This window comes from Salipiger sp., assembly GCF_059781815.1.
The window spans coordinates 8,007-27,500 of sequence record NZ_JBYNAH010000040.1 but is presented as its reverse complement, the minus strand read 5'-3'; the positions used below and the strand labels follow the sequence as shown (position 1 = coordinate 27,500).

The 19,494-nt window shown below is 70.1% G+C and carries 21 protein-coding genes and 1 tRNA gene; 11 read left to right on the top strand and 11 right to left on the bottom strand.

The genetic code is table 11. The features are described 5' to 3' along the window. Window positions 1-291 precede the first annotated feature (291 nt). The 6 genes from AC6RA4_RS06855 (at window position 292) to AC6RA4_RS06830 (ending at window position 4,371) form a co-directional block, all read left to right on the top strand. A complete protein-coding gene (locus tag AC6RA4_RS06855; protein ID WP_500158700.1) occupies window positions 292-1,269 on the top strand; it encodes a hypothetical protein in 978 nt (325 codons plus the stop codon). A gap of 1 nt (window position 1,270) precedes the next feature. After that, the gene (locus AC6RA4_RS06850) at window positions 1,271-1,696 is read left to right on the top strand and encodes a hypothetical protein (protein WP_500158698.1); all 426 of its coding nucleotides are present in this window, start codon (window positions 1,271-1,273) and stop codon (window positions 1,694-1,696) included. 215 nt (window positions 1,697-1,911) lie between these two features. Next, window positions 1,912-2,193, top strand: coding sequence for an integration host factor subunit beta (ihfB, locus tag AC6RA4_RS06845; protein WP_007792271.1), 282 nt, complete (start codon window positions 1,912-1,914; stop codon window positions 2,191-2,193). Window positions 2,194-2,201: 8 nt separating this feature from the next. Beyond that, on the top strand, window positions 2,202-2,552 hold the full coding sequence (locus tag AC6RA4_RS06840) for a lipopolysaccharide assembly protein LapA domain-containing protein (RefSeq protein ID WP_500158696.1): 351 nt from the start codon (window positions 2,202-2,204) through the stop codon (window positions 2,550-2,552). Window positions 2,553-2,771: 219 nt separating this feature from the next. Further along, a complete protein-coding gene (locus AC6RA4_RS06835; RefSeq protein WP_500158694.1) occupies window positions 2,772-3,443 on the top strand; it encodes a phosphoribosylanthranilate isomerase in 672 nt (223 codons plus the stop codon). 97 nt (window positions 3,444-3,540) lie between these two features. Beyond that, a complete protein-coding gene (locus tag AC6RA4_RS06830; RefSeq protein ID WP_500158692.1) occupies window positions 3,541-4,371 on the top strand; it encodes a transglutaminase family protein in 831 nt (276 codons plus the stop codon). A 105-nt stretch (window positions 4,372-4,476) separates the two neighbouring features. Here the strand turns inward: AC6RA4_RS06830 and ykgO are convergent, their stop codons facing one another. Next, window positions 4,477-4,602, bottom strand: coding sequence for a type B 50S ribosomal protein L36 (gene ykgO / locus AC6RA4_RS06825; protein WP_007792261.1), 126 nt, complete (start codon window positions 4,600-4,602; stop codon window positions 4,477-4,479). 91 nt (window positions 4,603-4,693) lie between these two features. Beyond that, window positions 4,694-4,768 (bottom strand) — tRNA-Val (locus AC6RA4_RS06820). Between the two features lie 206 nt (window positions 4,769-4,974). On the opposite strand from AC6RA4_RS06820, the gene AC6RA4_RS06815 reads away from it, so the two are divergent. Continuing rightward, on the top strand, window positions 4,975-5,841 hold the full coding sequence (locus AC6RA4_RS06815; RefSeq protein ID WP_500158689.1) for an N-formylglutamate amidohydrolase: 867 nt from the start codon (window positions 4,975-4,977) through the stop codon (window positions 5,839-5,841). Window positions 5,842-5,874: 33 nt separating this feature from the next. Here the strand turns inward: AC6RA4_RS06815 and lpxK are convergent, their stop codons facing one another. The 7 genes from lpxK to rbfA all read right to left on the bottom strand — a co-directional run bounded on the left by lpxK (window position 5,875) and on the right by rbfA (window position 11,843). Continuing rightward, window positions 5,875-6,864, bottom strand: a complete 990-nt coding sequence (gene lpxK / locus AC6RA4_RS06810) for a tetraacyldisaccharide 4'-kinase (protein WP_500158687.1) — start codon at window positions 6,862-6,864, stop codon at window positions 5,875-5,877. Then, window positions 6,864-8,108 carry a 3-deoxy-D-manno-octulosonic acid transferase gene (locus AC6RA4_RS06805; protein WP_500158685.1) on the bottom strand — a complete coding sequence of 415 codons (1,245 nt, stop codon included), beginning with the start codon at window positions 8,106-8,108 and terminating at the stop codon, window positions 6,864-6,866. The genes lpxK and AC6RA4_RS06805 overlap by 1 nt, the downstream gene beginning before the upstream one ends. A 5-nt stretch (window positions 8,109-8,113) precedes the next feature. Then, a complete protein-coding gene (locus AC6RA4_RS06800; protein WP_335948898.1) occupies window positions 8,114-8,356 on the bottom strand; it encodes a DUF4170 domain-containing protein in 243 nt (80 codons plus the stop codon). Window positions 8,357-8,501: 145 nt separating this feature from the next. Beyond that, window positions 8,502-9,284, bottom strand: coding sequence for a 3'(2'),5'-bisphosphate nucleotidase CysQ (locus AC6RA4_RS06795; RefSeq protein ID WP_500158682.1), 783 nt, complete (start codon window positions 9,282-9,284; stop codon window positions 8,502-8,504). Then, window positions 9,271-10,617, bottom strand: a complete 1,347-nt coding sequence (locus tag AC6RA4_RS06790; RefSeq protein ID WP_500158680.1) for a TldD/PmbA family protein — start codon at window positions 10,615-10,617, stop codon at window positions 9,271-9,273. The genes AC6RA4_RS06795 and AC6RA4_RS06790 overlap by 14 nt, the downstream gene beginning before the upstream one ends. A 79-nt stretch (window positions 10,618-10,696) precedes the next feature. Further along, the gene (locus AC6RA4_RS06785) at window positions 10,697-11,443 is read right to left on the bottom strand and encodes a phosphodiester glycosidase family protein (RefSeq protein ID WP_500158678.1); all 747 of its coding nucleotides are present in this window, start codon (window positions 11,441-11,443) and stop codon (window positions 10,697-10,699) included. Window positions 11,444-11,447: 4 nt separating this feature from the next. Next, window positions 11,448-11,843 (bottom strand): 30S ribosome-binding factor RbfA, encoded by a 396-nt coding sequence (rbfA, locus tag AC6RA4_RS06780; protein WP_500158676.1) that lies wholly within the window; start codon window positions 11,841-11,843, stop codon window positions 11,448-11,450. Between the two features lie 87 nt (window positions 11,844-11,930). On the opposite strand from rbfA, the gene dapB reads away from it, so the two are divergent. Continuing rightward, window positions 11,931-12,746, top strand: a complete 816-nt coding sequence (gene dapB / locus AC6RA4_RS06775; RefSeq protein ID WP_500158674.1) for a 4-hydroxy-tetrahydrodipicolinate reductase — start codon at window positions 11,931-11,933, stop codon at window positions 12,744-12,746. Window positions 12,747-13,003: 257 nt separating this feature from the next. On the opposite strand, the gene AC6RA4_RS06770 is transcribed toward dapB, so the two are convergent. Next, complete coding sequence (locus AC6RA4_RS06770; RefSeq protein WP_500158672.1) at window positions 13,004-13,201, bottom strand: DUF1674 domain-containing protein; 198 nt, start codon at window positions 13,199-13,201, stop codon at window positions 13,004-13,006. A gap of 73 nt (window positions 13,202-13,274) precedes the next feature. Between AC6RA4_RS06770 and AC6RA4_RS06765 the strand changes: the two genes are divergently transcribed. The 3 genes from AC6RA4_RS06765 (at window position 13,275) to purH (ending at window position 17,989) form a co-directional block, all read left to right on the top strand. Beyond that, on the top strand, window positions 13,275-14,537 hold the full coding sequence (locus tag AC6RA4_RS06765) for an RsmB/NOP family class I SAM-dependent RNA methyltransferase (protein WP_500158670.1): 1,263 nt from the start codon (window positions 13,275-13,277) through the stop codon (window positions 14,535-14,537). Window positions 14,538-14,628: 91 nt separating this feature from the next. Next, window positions 14,629-16,377 carry a heparinase II/III family protein gene (locus AC6RA4_RS06760; RefSeq protein ID WP_500158668.1) on the top strand — a complete coding sequence of 583 codons (1,749 nt, stop codon included), beginning with the start codon at window positions 14,629-14,631 and terminating at the stop codon, window positions 16,375-16,377. A 22-nt stretch (window positions 16,378-16,399) separates the two neighbouring features. Continuing rightward, window positions 16,400-17,989, top strand: coding sequence for a bifunctional phosphoribosylaminoimidazolecarboxamide formyltransferase/IMP cyclohydrolase (gene purH / locus AC6RA4_RS06755; protein WP_500158666.1), 1,590 nt, complete (start codon window positions 16,400-16,402; stop codon window positions 17,987-17,989). Window positions 17,990-18,200: 211 nt separating this feature from the next. On the opposite strand, the gene AC6RA4_RS06750 is transcribed toward purH, so the two are convergent. Then, window positions 18,201-19,494, bottom strand: a 1,294-nt coding sequence (locus AC6RA4_RS06750) for a M16 family metallopeptidase (protein ID WP_500158664.1), incomplete at its 5' end; no start/stop codon positions are given.

Sequence of the window (19,494 nt, the reverse complement as noted above, 5' to 3'; positions counted from 1 at the left end):
GCAAGACCCGTCGTCTGGGCCTGTCGATCAAGGCACGCGAGATCGCCGAAGAGAAGGAAGCCGTGGAACAGTACGGTTCGTCCGACTCGGGTGCATCGCTCGGCGATATCCTCGGCGCAGCGCTCAAGGGCGACAACTGAGCCTGAGGCGCTGACGCGCTGAAGAGATTGGCCCCGCCGGAGAGATCCGGCGGGGCTTTTTTGTTCCGCGAAACGGGCGTGCGGCGCTGCTGCTTGACAGCTTCAGGTTGAAAGGCTCAGACTCCCCTCAGATTTGAGGGATGCCTTTCCGATGCCCGCGCGTTTCACACCGGTGTTTGTGTCGGCGCTTGCCGCCTTGCTGCCCGCGCTTGCCGTGGCGCAGTCCATCGACACCGTCACTCCCTTCGATGCCACCAGCACCCTCGCGGCGGGCCGCCTCTGCGAGGCCAACTGGCAGCGGGCCTACGAGGAGCCGGTTCTCAAGGCGATGTGCCACCGTGTCTTTCTCTGTGGCGATGCCGGCTGCCTGCCGGAGCTGATCATCGTGGTGGTCGACCGCGCCCGCGAGGCCGAGATGCGCGCGCTTGCCGCGCAGCTGCCGCTCGACGGGCTGGCCCCCTGCGATCCCGGCGATTCGTGGGAACGGCAATATGTCGATCCGCTTGGCGCAGAGTACGTGCCCTTCGGGCTCGACGGCTTCGTCGAGAAGCTCGCGGGGCGCGAGGTCCGCAGCTATTGCGGCCACACGCTGCCGGGGTTCGAGGCCGACGTGGTGCTCTCGTTCCGCCAGCTGCTGGGCGACGATGTCGCGGCGGTGCGGATCGGGGCCGGGGCCGGGCTGCCGCCCTCGCAGATCCCGCTGACACAGGCGCAGTTCCTTGCCATCCGCGATGCCCATGTGTTGCCGCTGCGGGCGCCGGTGGTGGCCGCGCTCGAGGCGCTCACCGGCGCCCCCTGCGAGACGACCGAGCGCGTCACCTGTGCGGTGATCGCCGAGCGTGGCAAGATCAAGGCACAGCTGCTCTATCCCGACGGCGCGCTCACCGGGCGGGCAGGGCACTGGGAGCGCGCCTATCTGGAGGTCTATCCGGCGCATCCGATGGCGGATTACTTCGAGCTCGAGTTCGACATGCCGATCACCTCGATCCGGCGCTGGCCCGGCGACCGCGAAAAGCCCGTCGAAGGCTTTCAGGCGGTGGACTGGGATCCCGGCTTCGAGGGCTTCCGCCAAGACGTCATGGCGCGTGTGACCGATGCACTGGACGAGATCGCGGGAGCGCCGGAGTAGCATGTACGCCCGCACTGCCCGCGCCGTCTTTGCCATCCTGGTGGTGGTCGTCCACGTGGTCTTCGTGTCGTTCTGCGCGGTCTACCTGCAGGCGCGGATCACCAAGATCGAGACCTATGTCTCGACCATCGCGGTGTTCCTGCCGGTCTTTGGCATCTATGTCGGCGTGGTGGTGAAATCGGTGGGGCTGGGCAAGGGGCCGCGGGGCCGCAAGGTCAGCGGCGTGTTCCTCGCGCTGATGTCGATCCTGTTCGCCGCCTACGTGGCGGGCAACGCCTTCGTGCTCTGGAGCTACGAGACCGGCTTCATCGGCAGCGAGGATCTGCTGCCGGCGGCCGTGTCGCTGGTCGAGAGCGCCTTTGGCGGGTTCTTTACCACGCTGTTCCTGACGCTGTTCGGGCAGGGGGACGGCGAGGAGGGGCGATAAACGGGCGCGCGAATCGCATTTTGAAAGCGAGATGTTTCCGCGCCGCAGCATGACGCGAAGGTGGTCATAACCCGGCCTCACGTCGCCCGAAGGCCGACAAAGTGCTGCTTTCCAATGCTTTTCCGCGTGATCGGGAGGTTTCCATTTGGCGCGAGAGTGCGAAGTGTCGTAGAACTCGAAAAGCGCGACAAGACGCATTGAGGGGATGTGCGAGGATGATCAGATCGGAATTGATCCAGAAGATCGCGGAGGAGAACCCGCATCTCTACCAACGGGACGTGGAGCGGATCGTGAACACGATCTTCGAGGAGATCACCAATGCCATGGCCCGGGGCGACCGGGTCGAACTGCGTGGTTTCGGCGCCTTCTCGGTCAAGAAGCGCGACGCGCGGCTCGGGCGGAACCCCCGCACCGGGGAAGCGGTTGAAGTCGAGGAGAAGCACGTGCCATTCTTCAAGACGGGCAAACTGCTTCGTGACCGGCTGAACGGAAAGTAAGACAAGACATGCGTTACATTCGCTATGCGTTTCTGGGCGTTCTCGCGATCGTCCTCGTGGCCATCGCAATGGCCAACCGCTCGATGGTGGAGCTCAAGCTGCTGCCACCGGACCTCGCGACCCTGCTCGAATTCCAGCAGTCGCTGACCCTGCCGCTGTTCCTGGTGTTCTTCGGCGGCATCGTCGCGGGCCTGCTGATCGGGTTTGTCTGGGAGTGGCTGCGCGAGCACAAGCATCGCGCCGCGGCCTCGGAGCGCAAGGCGGAGGTGCGCAAGCTCGAGCGCGAGCTGAAGAAGACCCAGGCCGAGCGCGACAAGGACAAGGATGAGGTTCTGGCGATTCTCGACCAGAGCGCCTGACGCGTCCGGGGGCGGGCAGCGGGTGCTGCCGGCCTCACAGCGGCCTCTCAGGGCAAGACATGATGAGACAAAGGGGCGCTGGCCCCTCCCACGCGAAAGCGTGATGTCGGAGGAAGAGAGGGGGCGCTGCCCCCGTCGCAGCGGAGCTGCGACTCCCCCGAGGTATTTTTGAACCAGAGAAGACGGGGCCTGTCGCGCGGGTCCGGGAGGGCGGAAGCCATGAGCGAGATTCGCGTCAAGATCTGCGGCCTCACCCGGCCGGAGGACGTTGTCGCCACCGCGGAGGCGGGGGCCAGCTATGCGGGGTTCGTGTTCTTTCCCAAGAGCCCGCGGCATGTCAGCGTGGCGCAGGCGCGCGACCTGGCGCTGGCGGCGCCGGTGGGGCTCGCCAAGGTCGGGCTCGTGGTCAATGCCGAGGACGCGGCTCTCGACGAGATCCTGGCCCAGGTGCCGCTCGACATGTTGCAGCTGCACGGGGGGGAGAGCGTCGCGCGGGTGGCCGAGATCCGCACCCGCTACGGGCTGCCGGTGATGAAGGCGGTGGGCGTGGCGAGCGAAGAGGATCTGCCGGCGCTGCTCGAGTACGGCAAGGTGGCGGACCAGATCCTTGTCGACGCCAAGGCGCCGAAGGGCGCCGCGCTGCCGGGGGGCAACGGGCTGGCCTTCGACTGGCGGCTGATCGCGGGGCGGCGCTGGCCCTGCCCGTGGATGCTGGCCGGCGGGCTGACCCCTGCCAATGTCGGGCAGGCCATCGCGATGACCGGGACGCGGCAGGTGGACGTCTCGTCCGGCGTCGAATCTGCCCCCGGGGTCAAGGATCCGGCGCGCATTGCGGCCTTCCTGCAGGCGGTCAGCGACGCCGCCGAGGCGCTGGCGGTGCCGCGGCTCTGAGCAGCGCTTGCGGCCCGGTGCCGCGGAAGCGGCGTTGGGGCTGGCCCAAGGGGGCGGATCGGTGCTTCTCTCGAGGCTGAGCCAGGGAGGGGCGGCGATGCGGTTCTCGGTGCGTCATGAAACCATCTACAGCTACGAGGCGCCGGTTGCGCTGGCGCCGCATACGCTGCGGCTGACGCCGCGCGGCGATGGTGGCCGGGTGCTGCTGCGCGGGCTGGTGATCGAGCCCGAGCCTGCTGTCCTGCGCGAGGTGGTGGACGCCTATGGCAACCCGCTGCTGCTGGTGGAGTTCGGGACCGGCGCGAGCGATCTGTTGCGCATCGACAGCCAGTTCGAGATCGACACGCTGGAGGCCGCGCCGCCCGAAGACCGGCGGTTGCCGCTGCTGCCCTGGCCCTGCCGCGCGGACGCTCCGGCGGAATGCCTGCTGGGGCGCGATCCCGGGCCGCAGGTGCGGGGCTTTGCCGAGGCGCTGGCCGAGGCGGCGGGCTGGCGGGCGATGGGGTTTCTCGATGCGCTGACCGGCGCGCTCTATCGGCGCACCGACCGGCGCATCCGTCAGGACGGCTATGCTCAGAGCCCTCAAGAGACGCTGGAGCGGGCGCAGGGCGCGTGCCGCGACCTCGCGGTGCTGTTCATCGCCTGTTGCCGACTGATGGGCCTGCCGGCGCGCTTCGTAAGCGGCTACCAGGCGCGGGCGGAGAGCGTCGACGGGCAGCGCCACCTGCATGCCTGGCCCGAGGTCTGGCTGGGGGAGACGGGCTGGCACGGTTTCGACCCCACCCATGGCACGCGGGTGAGCGACGGGCACGTGGCGCTTTGTGCAGCACCTGAGCAGGCAGCGACCATGCCGGTGGAGGGGGGCTATTATGGTCCGCCGGTGGCGGCGCGGCTGCGCTACCGGGTCGCGGTCGAGACCGGGGCGTGAGGCGGGGCTCTGCCAAAGAGGGCTCTCGAAAAGCAGAAAGGCCACCCGAATGGGCGGCCCTTTCAAAAATCTCGTGATCGGTGTACCCGATCTCAGGCGATCGTATTAGCCCTGGCGGGCTTTGAAACGACGCTGGGTCTTGTTGATCACGTAGACGCGGCCCTTGCGGCGCACAACGCGGCAGTCACGATGGCGCTTCTTGAGCGAGCGGAGCGAGTTTGCGACCTTCATGATGGTCTCTCCTCTTGTCGCGGCGCGCGAGCGCCTGGCGTTGCGGGACCTACCGTGGGCGCGACCCCGCGGAGGTGGTGAATAAGGACCATGGTGGGCGGTACTGGGATCGAACCAGTGGCCCCTACGATGTCAACGTAGTGCTCTACCGCTGAGCTAACCGCCCTCTCATGGCCTGCGCGATACCCGTGTCCCATGCCCCAGAAGTAAGTGGGGCGCGGGGAGAACCGCGCCGGTGGAGCGCTCTATAAGTGGAGTCGGAGATGGTGGCAAGGGCTTTTCTGGCAAAGAATGCCGGTTTCCATCCCGCGAAGAAAACAGGCTTTTTGCAGCCGGCAAAATCGCGCTAAACTATGTGGATCAGGAGGACGAATGCCACAAGTCGCCTTTCATCTCGATTTGCCGGAGGCGGCCACCTCCAGTGCGATTTTCGCCTCGCCACATTCCGGGCGCGACTATCCGTGGAGCTTTCTGCGCAACACGGTGCTCGACGAGCACACCATCCGGTCCTCCGAGGATGCCTTTGTCGACCGGCTGTTCGACTGCGCGCCGCAATTCGGCGCGCCGCTGCTTCGCGCCGGAGCGCCGCGCGCCTTCATCGACCTCAACCGCGCCCCCGACGAGCTCGACCCGGCGCTGATCGAGGGGGTGCGCCGCGGCGGCCACAACCCGCGCGTGGCGAGCGGGCTCGGCGTGGTGCCGAGGGTGGTGTCGAACGGGCGGGCGATCTATCGCGGCAAGCTGCCTCTGTCGGAGGCCGAGCGCCGCATCTCGCGCTACTGGCATCCCTATCACGCGCAGCTGCGCGAGCTGATCGAGAGCGCGCGCAGCCAGTTCGGAGAGGCGATCCTGATCGATTGCCACTCGATGCCGCACGAGGCGGTGGACGGTGTCGCGCGCAACTCGGCGCGGCGGCCCGAAATCGTCATCGGCGACCGCTTCGGCGCCTCGGCCTCGGCCGAGATCGTGTCGCGGGTCGAGACCGCCTTTGCGCGGGCCGGGCTTTCGGTGGTGCGCAATGCGCCGTTTGCCGGGGCCTACGTGACGCAGGCCTATGGCCGGCCGTCGCGGCAGCAGCACGCCATCCAGATCGAGATCGACCGCTCGGTCTATATGGACGAGGCGCGCATCCGACCCAATGCCGATTTCCAGGCCTTCCGGCGGGTGCTGCGCGGCGTGGTGGCCGAGATCGCCGCCATCGGGCACCGCGATCAGGACAAGCCGCTGGCCGCCGAATAGGCCACCCATTTCAACCGCATCAACGGCGCGGGCTCAGCCGAGCAGCGTGTCGAGCGCCTGCGCGAGCGCGGCGTCGTCCTCGATCTGCAGCCGCACCGGCAGGGTCAGCACCTTGGGGCGGAACTCGGCCGGCAGGCGCACGGCGTCCTTCTCGGTGGTGACGAGCTGCGCGCCGAGCCGGGCGGCGTCGGTCTCGAGCCGGGTCAGCAGCTGGGGCGTGAAGGGCTGGTGATCGTCGAGCGCGGTGGTGCCGCGCAGCTCGGCCCCGAGGCCCTTCAGCGTGGCAAAGAACTTCTCCGGGTGGCCGATGCCGGCAAAGGCGAAGGCGGGCAGCCCGTCCCAGTCCATGCCGGTCTGCAGCGGCGCAAGGTGGCCGGTGAGGTGGGACAGGGGGATCTTGGCCTGCCAGGCGTCGGAGAAGCGCCTCTGGGCGGGGGCCGGGCCGATAGAGAGCACGAGGTCGGCGCGGGCGAGGCCGGCCTCCACGGGCTCGCGCAGCGGGCCTGCGGGCATGCAGCGCCCGTTGCCGAAGCCCTTGGCCGCATCGACCACGATGATCGAGAGATCCTTGGCCAGCGCCGGGTTCTGAAAGCCGTCATCCATGACGATGACCTGAGCCCCGGCCTCGACCGCGGCTCGCGCCCCGGCGGCGCGGTCGCGCGCCACCCAGACCGGGGTGAAGGCGGCGAGCAGCAGCGGCTCGTCGCCGACATCCTCGGCGCCGTGGCTCAGGGGATCGACGCGCACCGGCCCTTCGAGCCGTCCGCCATGGCCGCGCGAGACCACGTGCACCGCCTTGCCGCGGGCGCTCAGCCGCTCGATCAGGGCGATCACCGTGGGGGTCTTGCCGGTGCCGCCGGCATTGAGATTGCCGACGCAGATTACCGGCACGCCAACGCTTGCCCCCGGGGCCGAGACGCGGCGGGCGGTGGCCTGGGCAGTCAGCGCGCCAAGCGGCGCCAGCAGGCGGGCGCGCAGGGCGGGCTGCGCGGGGGAGGTGTACCAGAAGGCGGGCGGGCGCATCAGGCGGCCTCCCCGGCATCGGCAGGGTCGTCGCGCGGGTCGTCCTCACCGTCGAGCCAGCGGAAGACCTGCGCGATGACCTCGTCGGTCAGCGCAGCCCCCTGGCTGACAACGTCCCAGCCGGCATGGGCCATGGCCGCGGCGCGGTCGGGGGCCACGAGCTGCGAGACCGCCGAGGCGAGGCTGTCGAAATCGCGCACGATGCGCGCGGCGCCGGCCTCGACCAGCCGCGAATAGGCGGCGAGGTGGCGACCTACGTTGGGGCCGTAGAGCAGCGCCGCGCCATGGGCGGCAGCGGCCAGCGGATCCTCTCCGCCATGGCCCGCGCGCAGCGAGCCGCCAAGGAAGACGATGGGCGAGAGCCGGTACCAGAGGCCAAGCTCGGAGTCGTCCTCGGTGACCAGCACCTGGGTGTTCTCGTCGGGCATCTCGCCATTGTCCCAGGCGACGCTGCGCAGGTCCGACTCGCGGGCAATGCGGCAAATCTCGGCTCCGTCCTCGCGGCTGGCGGGGACGAGAAACAGGATCAGCCGGTGGGCAAGACGGGTGGCGCGGCGATGCGCCTGCAGGATCTCGGCGGCCTCGTCGGCGCGCACCCTTGCGGCAAGCCAGGCCGGGCGACCGGAAAGCAGCAGCGCCATCTCCTCGTGCAGTTCGGGGGCGCAATCGAGCGGCGGGGCGCTCTCGCTCAGCGGCCCGGCGCGGCGCAGCCGCTCGTCCGCGAGGCCGAGCCGGCGCAGGCGGCGATGCGCCATGTCATCGACCGAGAAGATCCGGTCGAACAGCGCCAGCGTCGCGGTGGTGCAATCGGGCAGCCAGACCGGCCCCGGCACGTGCCAGGGATCGTTGCCGGCATCGAGATGCATGAGCCTGGTGCCATTGTCCGAGAGCCGCGACAGCAGCGCCGGTTGCAGCGCCTGCCCGGTCCAAAGCCCGATATCGGGGCGCCAGTGGGCGGCAAAGCTCTGGGCGTCGGCGATGGTGTCGGCGGGCAGCGGCTGACCGATGCAGCCGGGCCAGGGCTGCGCCGGCACCGAGGGGTGCCAGCTCAGCAGGACCGCGATCTCGTCGCGCTGCGCCTGGATGCGGGCGGCAAGCGCCGCCAGCGCGCGGGCGCTGTCGAGCCGCGCGGCGTGCATCCAGATCAGCGGGCCGTCGGGGCGTGGCTGGGCGGGCGGCTGCGCCGTGGCGCGGCCGCGGGCCGAGGCGAGATAGGCCGAGAGCGCGAAGGGCTTGCGGGGCAAGGGGCTCAGCCGAGTTCCTCGGTGGTCGAGGCTTCGGCCTCCTCATCGCGCAGGCGATGCAGGTGGGCGATGTAGTAGCGCATGTGGGCGTTGTCGACGGTGCGCTGCGCCTCGGCCTTCCAGGCGTCGTGAGCGCTGGCATAGTCGGGGAAGATCCCGACGATGTGCAGGTCGTCGACATTCTTGAAGACGTTCTTTTCCGGGGTCACGAGTTCGCCGCCGAACACGAGGTGGAGTCGTTGAACCATGCTCTGACCTTTCAGGTGAGGATGGGGGCAACCTACGATCCTGCCCGGCGAGGTCAAGCGCCGAGCACCGGGCCGGGCGGGCAGGGGTTTTCGAAAACTCCTGCAAATTTTCCTGAACATGGACGGCGCCCAAAGGGCAGGCAGGTCAGGGCGTCTGCCGCAGCCTGCCGAGGATCTCGCCGTGCAGCGCCGGGTTGGCGGCGATCACGCCGTCATGCTTGGGATGGGCCGCGTTGAACCGGATGCGCTGGCCGCTGCGGTCGCTGATCATCGCGCCGGCTTCCGACAGCAGCAGCGCGCCGGCGGCGATGTCCCATTCCCACGAGGGCCGCAGCGTCAGCATGGCATCAAAGCGGCCTTCGGCCACGAGACCCAGCCGGTAGGCGATCGAGGGGCGGTGGCTGCGCTTCAGCTCGGGCATCGGGCTGCGCCAGTGATCGGGCTGCATCGAGGGCTTGGTCGCCAGCACCTCGGCGGTCTCGAGCGTCGCCACGTCGCTGGCACGGACCGTTGCGTCGTTGAGCCGGGTACCCTCGCCAAGTGCGGCGCTGTAGAGCCGCTCGCGCATCGGCAGGAACACCACCGCGGCGGTGATCTCGCCCTCCTGCGCCACCGCCAGCGAATGCGCCCAGCTGTCGGAGCCTTCGATGAAGCTGCGGGTGCCGTCTATGGGGTCGACGATGAACACCCGCTCGGCCCCGAGCCGCGCGGGATCGTCGGCGCTTTCCTCGCTGAGCCAGCCATAGCCGGGCCGGGCGCTGCGCAGCACCTCTTCGAGCACCGCGTTCACCGCCATGTCGGCATCGGTCACCGGGCTGCCATCGGCGGCCTTGTGGCGCACGTTCATCTCACCGCCGATATAGCGGGTCGCGGTCTCGGCGGCGCGCCAGGCGGCGCGGGTCAGCAGCGCGAGATCACTCTCCGGCAAGGGTGAGCCCCTCCACCAGCAGCGACGGCACCACGCGCGACAGCCAGCCGCGCGCGTCATTGGCCGGGGTGATCCGGCGCAGCATGTCGCGCAGGTTGCCGGCGATGGTCACGCCCGAGACCGGGTAGGCGACCTCGCCGTTCTCGACCCAGAAGCCCGCGGCCCCGCGCGAGTAATCGCCGGTATTGGGGTTGATCGTGGCGCCGATCATCGAGGTCACCACCAGCCCCGAGCCCATCTGCGCGATCAGCTCGTCGCGGCTTTGCTCGCCCTGCGTCAGCGCGAGGTTCCACGAGGTCGGCGACGGCCCGCCACTGGTGCCGCGCGCGGCGTTGCCGGTGGGGGTCATGCCGAGCTTGCGGGCATTGGCGAGATCGAGCGTGTAGCCGGTCAGCACGCCGTCCTCGACCAGAGCGCGCGCCTGCGTCGGCAGACCTTCGGCATCGAAGGGGCGCGAGCCGGGGATGCGCGGACGGTGCGGGTCCTCGACTAGCGACAGCCCCTTCGGAAGGACGTCCTCGCCGATGGCGCCGCGCAGCCACGAGGCGCCACGCGCCACCGCGGCACCGTTGGCGGCGGCGATCAGGTGGCCGATCAGCGAGGCCGCGATGCGCTCGTCGAAGAGCACCGGGTAGGCCCCGGTCTTGGGGCGGCGCGGGTTCTGACGCTCCAGCGCGCGCTCGGACGCACGGCGGCCGATCTCCTCGGCGCTGCGCAGGTCCGTCTGGAAGGTGCGGCTGTCGCCGTCATAGTCGCGCTCCATCTCGAGCCCGGTGCCGGCGATGGCGACGCAGGAGCGCGAGCGCGAGCTGCGCCAGTAGCCGCCGGAAAAGCCGTTGCTGGCGGCCAGATGCACGTGCCGGCGCCCGTAGCCCGCCGAGGCGGACTGAACCTGCGCGATGCCCTCGACCGCCAGCGCCGCCGCTTCCGCCGCGCAGGCGTCGTCCTGCAGCTCGGCGGGGGAGGGCGCATCGGACGGATCGCACATCTGCAGTGCCTCGGTGTCCCAGTCGCGCGCCAGCTGGTCGGGATCGGCGAGCCCGGCATAGGGATCCTCGGGCGCCTCGCGGGCCATCGCCACGGCGCGCTCGGCCATGGTCGCGATGGTGCTGTCCTTGGTGTCGGAGGAGGACACCACCGCGCTGCGCCGCCCGATGAAGACCCGAAGCCCGATATCGGTGCCCTCCGAGCGCTCGGCCTGCTCGAGCGTGCCGTTGCGCACGTCGATCTCGGTCGAGCTGCCCTCGACGGCGAGCGCGTCGGCGGCATCGGCGCCGGCCTTGGCGGCGGCATCCAGAAGGGCTTGGGTCAGGCTGTCGAGGGGTCGGTTCATGGGGGCTCCGCGTTGCTGCCCCATCGAGGTAGGCCGCGGGGCGGGCGGGTGCAAGGGAAAGGCGCCGCGGCGCGTTGCCTTACTCTTCGCGCTCCACCACGCCGACGATGGGCCCCATGGTGCGCCCGATATCGCGCCGCCCGACATCGGGGGCGTAGAGCCGCGACACGTTGCCGTCGAGGAACAGCGCCTGCGGCAGGTTCAGCGCATCGCGGAACAGCGAGGCGAACTCGTGAAAGGTCACCGCGGTCTCGGAGATGACGAAGACCGCGCGCTTGCCGTCCTCGGAGGTGCCGACCCCGTTGCGAATATAGCGCGAGGTGCTGTCGGGCAGGAAGCGCGGGTGCAGCGCGCCGTCGATCACCAGCATCGGGCCGGATTGGGTGGCATAGCGGCAATTCGGGCGCTCGCGCAGGAAGGCGCGGGTCTCGATCACGTCGGCACGGTTGGGGCGGATGCACAGGATGCCGTTGGGCAGCAGCCCGAAATTGCCTGGCCCGGCGCTCGAGATCACCCGCATTTCCTCGTCGCCGCGCTCGACGTAATAGCCGACCGGGGCGCGATCCTCGTGATACATGCCGGCATTCATCGCGAAGGCGAGGCGGCGACCTTGCGGCCGCAGCGCGTTGTCGATGGCGGTGAACTGACCCCAGGGCGCGCCGTCGCCGGTGTAGAGGAAGGTGCGCAGCTCCTCGCGGGCAGGGCGCACCTCGCAGACCGTGTAGCGGTTGCCGGCATGCTCGAGCGGCTCGCAGCTCACCGCCGCGGCGGGAAGCGGCAGCGCCGCGAGGATCAGCGCGGTTGCCGCGGCAAGAACGCCGCGCACGGGCCTACTCCTCCACGTCGCGGCGCACCGCGTCCTGCGAGAACAGCCGCCGGGTCTCGTCGAGCCGGTCGAAGGTCTCGTCGAGCTTGAAGCGCAGCTCGGGCGCGAATTTCAGTGTCAGCCCCTTGGACACCGCGCGGCGCAGCTCGGACTTGTTGCGCTTGAGAAGGTCGAACATCTCGTCCGCGTGGCCGCCGCCCAGCGGCACCACGTAGGCGGTCGCGACCTTGAGGTCGGGCGACACGGTCACCTCGCCGACGGTGATCGACATGCGGTTGAGCTCGGGGTCGTGGATGTCGCCACGGGTCAGCACCTCCGAAAGCGTGCGGCGAATGAGTTCGCCGACGCGGAGCTGTCTCTGGCTCGGTCCGGGACCGTCTTGGAATCTGTTCTTGCCCATGTCTCCCCACTTAGTCCTTGCCCGCCCCTTTGCCAAGCGGGACGCTGCGCGCTAAGGAGGCGGCAACAGGAAGAACTGGAGATCAAGATGACCGAAAAGCCGGGCGTAGTTGTGACGGGCGTGTCGGGCCGCATGGGCCAGATGCTGGTGCGCGAGCTGCAGAAGAGCGACCGGCTGGCGCTGGTCGGCGCGGTCGAGCGGGCGGGCCACGACTGGGTGGGGCGCGATCTCGGCACCTGCATGGGCGGCACGGAGCTTGGTGTTTCCGTCACCGACGATGCGCTCGAGGCGTTCAGCAAGGCGCAGGCGGTGATCGATTTCACCGCGCCGGCGGCCACGGTGGCCTTTGCCGAGCTCGCGGCGCAGGCCCGCGCGGTGCACGTGATCGGCACCACCGGACTCGATGCCGAGGATCTCAAGAAGATCCACGTCGCCGGCCGCCACGCGGTGATCGTGCGCGCCGGCAACATGTCGCTCGGCGTCAACCTGCTCACCAAGGTGACCCGCCAGGTGGCAGCGGCGCTGGACGAGGACTGGGACATCGAGATCGTCGAGGCGCATCACAACCAGAAGGTCGACGCGCCCTCGGGCACCGCCCTGATGCTGGGCGAGGCTGCCGCCGAGGGCCGCGGCGTGGCGCTTGACGATGTCTCGGATCGCGGCCGCGACGGCATCACCGGCAAGCGCAAGCGCGGCGATATCGGCTTCCACGCCATCCGCGGCGGCGACGTGGTGGGCGAGCACGAGGTGATCTTCGCCGCCGCCGGCGAGCGCATCATGATCAAGCACATCGCCTCCGACCGCGCCCTCTTCGCCCGCGGCGCGCTGAAGGCGGCGCTCTGGGGGCAGGACAAGGCCCCCGGCGAGTACGACATGCTCGACGTGCTCGGCCTCACCGACTGAGCCGAACCGGCAGGGGCGCGCCGCTCCCCGCTCGCACCCCGCCCCCGGGCTTCTTCTGGCCAAAAATATCCCGGGGTGAATTGGCCGCAGGCCAAGAGGGGCAGAGCCCCTCTTTTCTTTTGAAGAGCGCGCCTCTGGCGCGACAGGGGCAGAGCCCCGCTTTTTCTTTTAAAGGGCGCGCCTCTGGCGCGACAGAGGCAGCCCCCCACCACCCGGGCGCGAGCGCAAGCCCGCGCAACCCCTCAAACCTCTCGCGATCAAAAGTCGATTGCGATGCCCTTCTTCTCCCAGTCGCCGTAGCGCGCCGGGTCGAGCCCGTCGCGGCCGCCGTATTCCTTCGGTGCGGGTGCCTTGCGCGCCGCCTCCTCGGCCGCTGCGCGGCGCTCCTCGGCCTCGGCCAGCGCGCGCTGCGCGGCGGGGGGCAGGTCCTTGCGGGCGGATGTCTCGTCGGTCATGGCGCTTTCCTCGTCTGGTCCCCCCTGATATAGGGCCCGCCAGCCCAGCGAGACAACCCGGGGAGAGACCTCCATGCCGCCCATTCCCACCGCCCGCGCCCAAAGCGTGGCGCTGCTCGGCCAGGTGCTCGGCCAGGGACGTCTGCTCTCCGACGCCATGAGCGGCCCCGCCTGGGAGGCCATGCCCGCCCCCGACCGCGCCGCCGCGCAGCGCATGGCGCTGGAGGTGCTGCGCAATCTCGAGCGTTGCGACCGCCTGCTGAAGCCGCACCTGCGCAAGGCGCCGCCGCTCTTCGTGCGCAACGTGCTGCGGCTCGGCGCCTGGGAGCTGGCCACCGGCGGGGCGGCGCATGGCGTGGTCAACGACTGCGTCCAGATCGTCGCCGGCGACCGCAAGACCCAGACCATGAAGGGGCTGGTCAACGCCGTGCTGCGCAAGCTCACCGAGGAGGCGCCGGCGAAATGGCCCACCCTGCGGGTGCCGCGCCTGCCGCGCTGGCTGCGCGAGCCGCTCTCGGCGGCCTGGGGCAACAAGGCGGTTTCGGCGATGGAGGCGGCGCACCTGGCCGGCGCGCCGCTCGATCTCAGCGCCAAGGGCGATCCGGCGGCGCTGGCCGCGGCGGTTGGGGGCACTCTGCTGCCCACCGGCTCGGTGCGGCTCGCCAGCGCCGGGCAGGTCTCGGCCCTGCCGGGCTACGAGACCGGCGAATGGTGGGTGCAGGACGCGGCCGCCGCGCTGCCGGCGCGCCTGCTGGGCGACGTGACCGGCCTCAGCATCCTCGATATGTGCGCCGCACCTGGTGGCAAGACCATGCAGCTGGCGGCGGCCGGCGCGAAGGTCACCGCGCTCGATCTCTCGGAGGGCCGCATGGGCCGGGTGCGCGAGAACCTCGCCCGCACCGGGCTCGAGGCGACCACCGTCACCGGCGACGCGCTGGAGCACGCGGGCCACTACGACGCCATCCTGCTCGACGCGCCGTGCTCGGCCACCGGCACCATCCGCCGCCACCCGGACCTGCCGCAGGCCAAGCAGGGCGAGGGCATCTCCGAGCTGATCGGCCTGCAGGCGGCGATGATCGACCACGCGCTGGGTCTGCTCGCGCCCGGCGGGCGGCTGGTGTTCTGTACCTGCTCGCTGATCCCCGACGAGGGCGAGTGCCAGGTCGAGGAGGCGCTGGCGCGCCACCCCGGCCTCGAGGTGCTGCGGCCCGAGGCCGAGGGCGTCGAAGAGGGTTGGCGCTCGGAGGAGGGCGGGCTGCGGCTGCGGCCCGATTTCTGGGCGGATCGCGGCGGCATGGACGGCTTCTACATGGCGATCCTGCGCAATCCGGCCTGAGTGGCTCATTGAAAGGTGACTTGACGCCCGCCCTTCGCTACACCTCTGGCAACGAAGAGCCGAATGAGGCCGGGACGGGGCACGAGAGGGCATGTCGAACAGGGGCAACTGGTCTGCCGCGGTGACGCGGTTCCTGAACCGCTTGCACGCGCGTCTGGCGGCGCGCGCCCGTCCGGGCTCTGCGCTGGTGTCGCAGCCCGAACCCCGCAGTACCGGCAGCTTCGCGAAGGGGCGCCAGCTTTGCGCCGGCAACCTGATGTTCGCGGGCCACCTCGTCGAGGCGCCCGACGCGATGATCTGGGACATCGCCCCGCCCGACGCCGCCTGGGAAGAAGAGATCCACGGCTTCCGCTGGCTCGACGATCTGGCGGCGGTGGGCGACGCGCGGGCGCGCGTGCTGGCGCGGAACTGGGTCTGGGGCTGGATCGCCCGCTACGGCAGCGGCAAGGGCGAGGGCTGGACCCCGGACGCGGCGGGGCGGCGGCTGATCCGCTCGATCCATCACGCGTTGTTTCTGTTGCGCGGATCCAAGGCCGACGAGGCCGCGACGCTCTACCGGGCGCTGGCGGCGCAGACGATCTTTCTTGCACGGCGCTGGCAGAGCACGCCGCCGGGGCTGGCGCGGTTCGAGGCGCTGACCGGGCTGCTTTATGCCGGGCTTTCCTTCGAGGGCATGGGCGCGCATGCCGAGACCGCGCGCAAGGCGCTTGGCGCCGAATGCGCCCGGCAGGTCGATGCGCAGGGCGGCATTCCGACCCGCAACCCCGAGGAACTGCTGGAGGTCTTCACCCTGCTGACCTGGGCCCGGGCGGCGCTGGAAGAAGACGATCTAACGCCCGAAGAGGCCCATGTCGCCGCCATTGCGCGCATCGCGCCGACGCTGCGGGCGCTGCGCCACGCCGATGGCGGGCTGGCACGGTTTCAGGGCGGCGGGCGCGGGCTCGACGGGCGTCTCGATCAGGCGCTGGCGGCGTCCGGCATCAAGAAGCGGCAGGCGGACGGTCTGGCGATGGGCTATGCGCGGCTCTCGGCGGCGCGCAGCAGCCTGATCGTCGACGCGGCGCCGCCGCCGACCGGTCCGGCCTCGTTTGACGCGCATGCCTCGACGCTGGCCTTCGAACTGACCTCAGGGCGGCGTCCGCTGGTGGTGAGCTGCGGCTCGGGGGTCAGTTTCGGGGCCGACTGGCGCCGGGCGGGGCGGGCGACGCCGTCGCATTCGACGCTGTGCCTCGATGGGTATTCCAGCGCCCGCCTGGGGACGGCGCGGGTGGTCGGCGGCGGCGAGCGCGAGCTGCTGGAAGACGTGCCGCAGCATGTGCCGGTGGAGATCGGCCATGCCAGCGACGGCCTGCGGTTCGAGGGCGGGCATGACGGCTATCGGCGCACCCACGGGCTGACCCATGCGCGCATCCTGGAGATGACCTTCGACGGGCGCGGCCTGGCGGGGGAGGACATGCTGGTCACCCTGACCGATGCCGACAAGCGGCTTTTCGACCGCCGGCTCGACGCCGCGACGCTGGCCGGTCTGCCCTGGCAGATCCGCTTCCATCTGCACCCCGAGGTCGATGCCGAGCTCGACATGGGCGGCACCGCGGTGTCGTTGGCGCTGCGCTCGGGCGAGGTCTGGGTGTTCCGGCACGATCCGGGGCCGCAGCTCACGCTGGAGCCGTCGGTTTACCTCGAAAAAGGCCGTTTGCGGCCTCGTGCGGCCAAACAGGTCGTTTTATCCGGGCGCGCGATGGAGTATGCGACGCGCATCCGCTGGTCCCTGGCCAAGGCGCAGGACACCGCGATCGCCCTGCGCGACGTGGTCATGGACGAGGCGGAGCCGACGCATTGAACCATCTGGGGACCCGATCCGTATGCCTGACCTGCACAAAGTCGCCCGCGCGCTGATTTCCGTATCCGACAAGACCGGCCTGATTGACCTGGGCCGCGCCCTCTCCGAGCGGGGAATCGAGCTTCTCTCCACCGGCGGCTCCGCCAAGGCGCTGCGCGACGCGGGCATCGCGGTGAAGGACGTGGCCGAGGTCACCGAGTTCCCCGAGATGATGGACGGCCGGGTCAAGACCCTGCACCCGCGCATCCATGGCGGTCTGCTTGCCTTGCGCGACGACGCGGCGCATGTCGAGGCGATGAAGGGCCACGCGATCCCCGAGATCGACCTGCTGGTGGTCAACCTCTACCCGTTCGAGGCCACCGTCGCGAAGGGCGCGGATTACGACACCTGCATCGAGAACATCGACATCGGCGGCCCGGCGATGATCCGCGCCGCGGCCAAGAACCACGCCTTCGTCAACGTGGTGACCGACATCGCCGATTACGAGCCGCTGCTGGCCGAGCTCGACGCCAATGCCGGCGCCACCTCCTATGCCTTCCGCCAGAAGCTGGCGCTCACCGCCTATGCCCGCACCGGCGCCTACGACGCCGCGGTCTCGAGCTGGATGGCCGGTGCGCTCGAGGAGGCGGCACCGCGCCGCCGCGCCTTTGCCGGCGAGCTGGCCCAGACCCTGCGCTACGGCGAGAACCCGCACCAGTCCGCGGCGTTCTACCGCGACGGCTCGGACCGTCCGGGCGTGGCCAACGCGGTGCAGCACCAGGGCAAGGAGCTGAGCTACAACAACATCAACGACACCGACGCCGCCTTCGAGCTGGTCTCGGAATTCCTGCCCGCCGACGGTCCGGCCTGCGCCATCATCAAGCACGCCAACCCCTGCGGGGTGGCCAAGGGCGCGACGCTGAAGGAGGCCTACCAGAAGGCTTTCGACTGCGACCGCACCTCGGCCTTCGGCGGCATCGTGGCGCTCAACATGAAGCTCGACGCCGAGACCGCCGAGGCGATTGCCGAGATCTTCACTGAGGTGGTGATCGCGCCGGGCGCCGATGACGCGGCCAAGGAGATCTTTGCGAAAAAGAAGAACCTGCGCCTGCTGACCACCGAGGGCGTCGCCAACCCGGGCACGCCCGGCCTGACCTATCGCCAGGTGGCCGGCGGTTTCCTGGTGCAGGACAAGGATGTCGGGCGGATCGGGCTCGAGGATCTGAAGGTGGTGACCAAGCGGCAGCCCTCCGAGGCCGAGCTGCAGGATCTGCTGTTCGCCTGGAAGGTGGCCAAGCACGTCAAGTCGAACGCCATCGTCTACGTCAAGGACGGCGCCACGGTGGGGGTTGGCGCGGGCCAGATGAGCCGGCTCGATTCGGCGCTGATCGCGGCGAAGAAATCCGAGCGCATGGCCGAGGCGCTGGGCCTGCCCGAGACGCTCGCCAAGGGCTCGGCGGTGGCCTCGGACGCGTTCTTCCCGTTTGCCGACGGCCTGCTCGAGGCAGCGGCGGCAGGGGCCACCACGGTGATCCAGCCGGGCGGCTCGATGCGCGACGCCGAGGTGATCGCGGCGGCGGACGAGGCCGGGCTGGCGATGGTGTTCACCGGGATGCGCCACTTCCGGCACTGAGCTCGGGGGGCGGCGCGCTCCTCAAGCCCTTGCGGGCTTTCCTCGCGAGATGCGATGCGGCCGGTCCCTTGATGGGGCCGGCCGTTCTGTTTGGGGCGGTTGAGTTCGGGGGAGGGGCGCTGCCCCTCTTGGCCCGTTGGGCCAATTCACCCCGGAGTATTTTTGACGAAGAGAAGGGCAAGGGGCGCGCCAGGAGGGGCGGTGGGGATTATTATTGGCCGGGGCTGTCCTCGAGGCCCTCGGGCTGGCCCACCACCACGAAGCGCAGGGCGTCGGGTTGCAGCAGGCGGGCGGCGACGCGGGCGATGTCGTCGCGGGTGACCGCCTCGACCTCGGCGTTGCGGGTGGTGACGTAGTCGGGGGTGAGCCCGTCCATCTGCATGCCCACGAGGATGCGCGCGATCGGGCCGTTTCCGTCGAAGCGCAGCGGGTAGGCGCCGGTGAGATAGGTCTTGGCCTGCTCCAGCTCGGCCTCGGTGACGCCCTGCTCGGCCATCTTGCGCCACTCGTCGCGGATCACCGAGATCGCCTCTGCGATGCGGTCATTGGCGGAGGCGACGCGGCCGAGATAGAGCGCCGCGTGGTCCATCGGCACGAGGTAGGAATAGACGCCATAGGTCAGGCCGCGCTTCTCGCGCACCTCGGTCATCAGCCGCGCCTCGAAGCCGCCGCCGCCGAGGATCTGGTTGAGCACGTAGGCGGGGAAGAAATCCGGATCGTCCCGCGCGATGCCCGCATGGCCGAACATCGCCACCGATTGCGGCGTCTCGAAGGGCACCACGGTGACGCCGGCGGTGGTCTCGGCATCGATGTCGGCGGGCAGGGGGGCGCCGGTCTCGGGCAGATCGCCGAGCAGGTCGTCGATCAGGGTCGCGAGCGCCTCCGGGGAGATGTCGCCGGCGGCGGCGATGTAGACCCGGTCGCGCGCCATGGTGGCCGCGTGGGCGGCGATCAGGTCGTCGCGGGTGAGGGCGCTGACGCTGTCCTCGCTGCCCTCGGGCTGCGAGCCGTAGGGATGCTCGCCGAACACCATCGCATCGAAGCGGGCATTGGCGATGGCGTCGGGATCCTTGGCGTCGCTGCGGATGCCGGAGATCACCTGGGCGCGCACGCGCTCGATGGCGTCCTCGTCGAAGCGCGGGGCCACCAGGCTCTCGCGCAGCAGCGCCATGGCCTCGTCGCGGTTCTCGGTCAGGAACCTGGCCGAAACAGAGATCGAGTCGGGCCCCGAATCGTAGCGGAAGCTGGCGGCGAGCGCGTCGCGGGCCTCGGCAAAGCCGCGGGCGTCGTAATCGCCGGCGCCTTCCTCGAGCAGGCCGACCATCAGGTTGGTGGCGCCACGCTTGCCTGGCGCGTCGAGAGAGGTACCGCCGCGAAAGCGGATCTCGAGCGAGGTGAAGGGGATCGACGGTTCCTCGACCAGCCAGGCGGTAAAGCCCAGCGGGGTCTCGACGGTCTGGATGTCGGTGGCGGCCAGCGCGGGGGCGGCAAAGAACAGGCTGAAG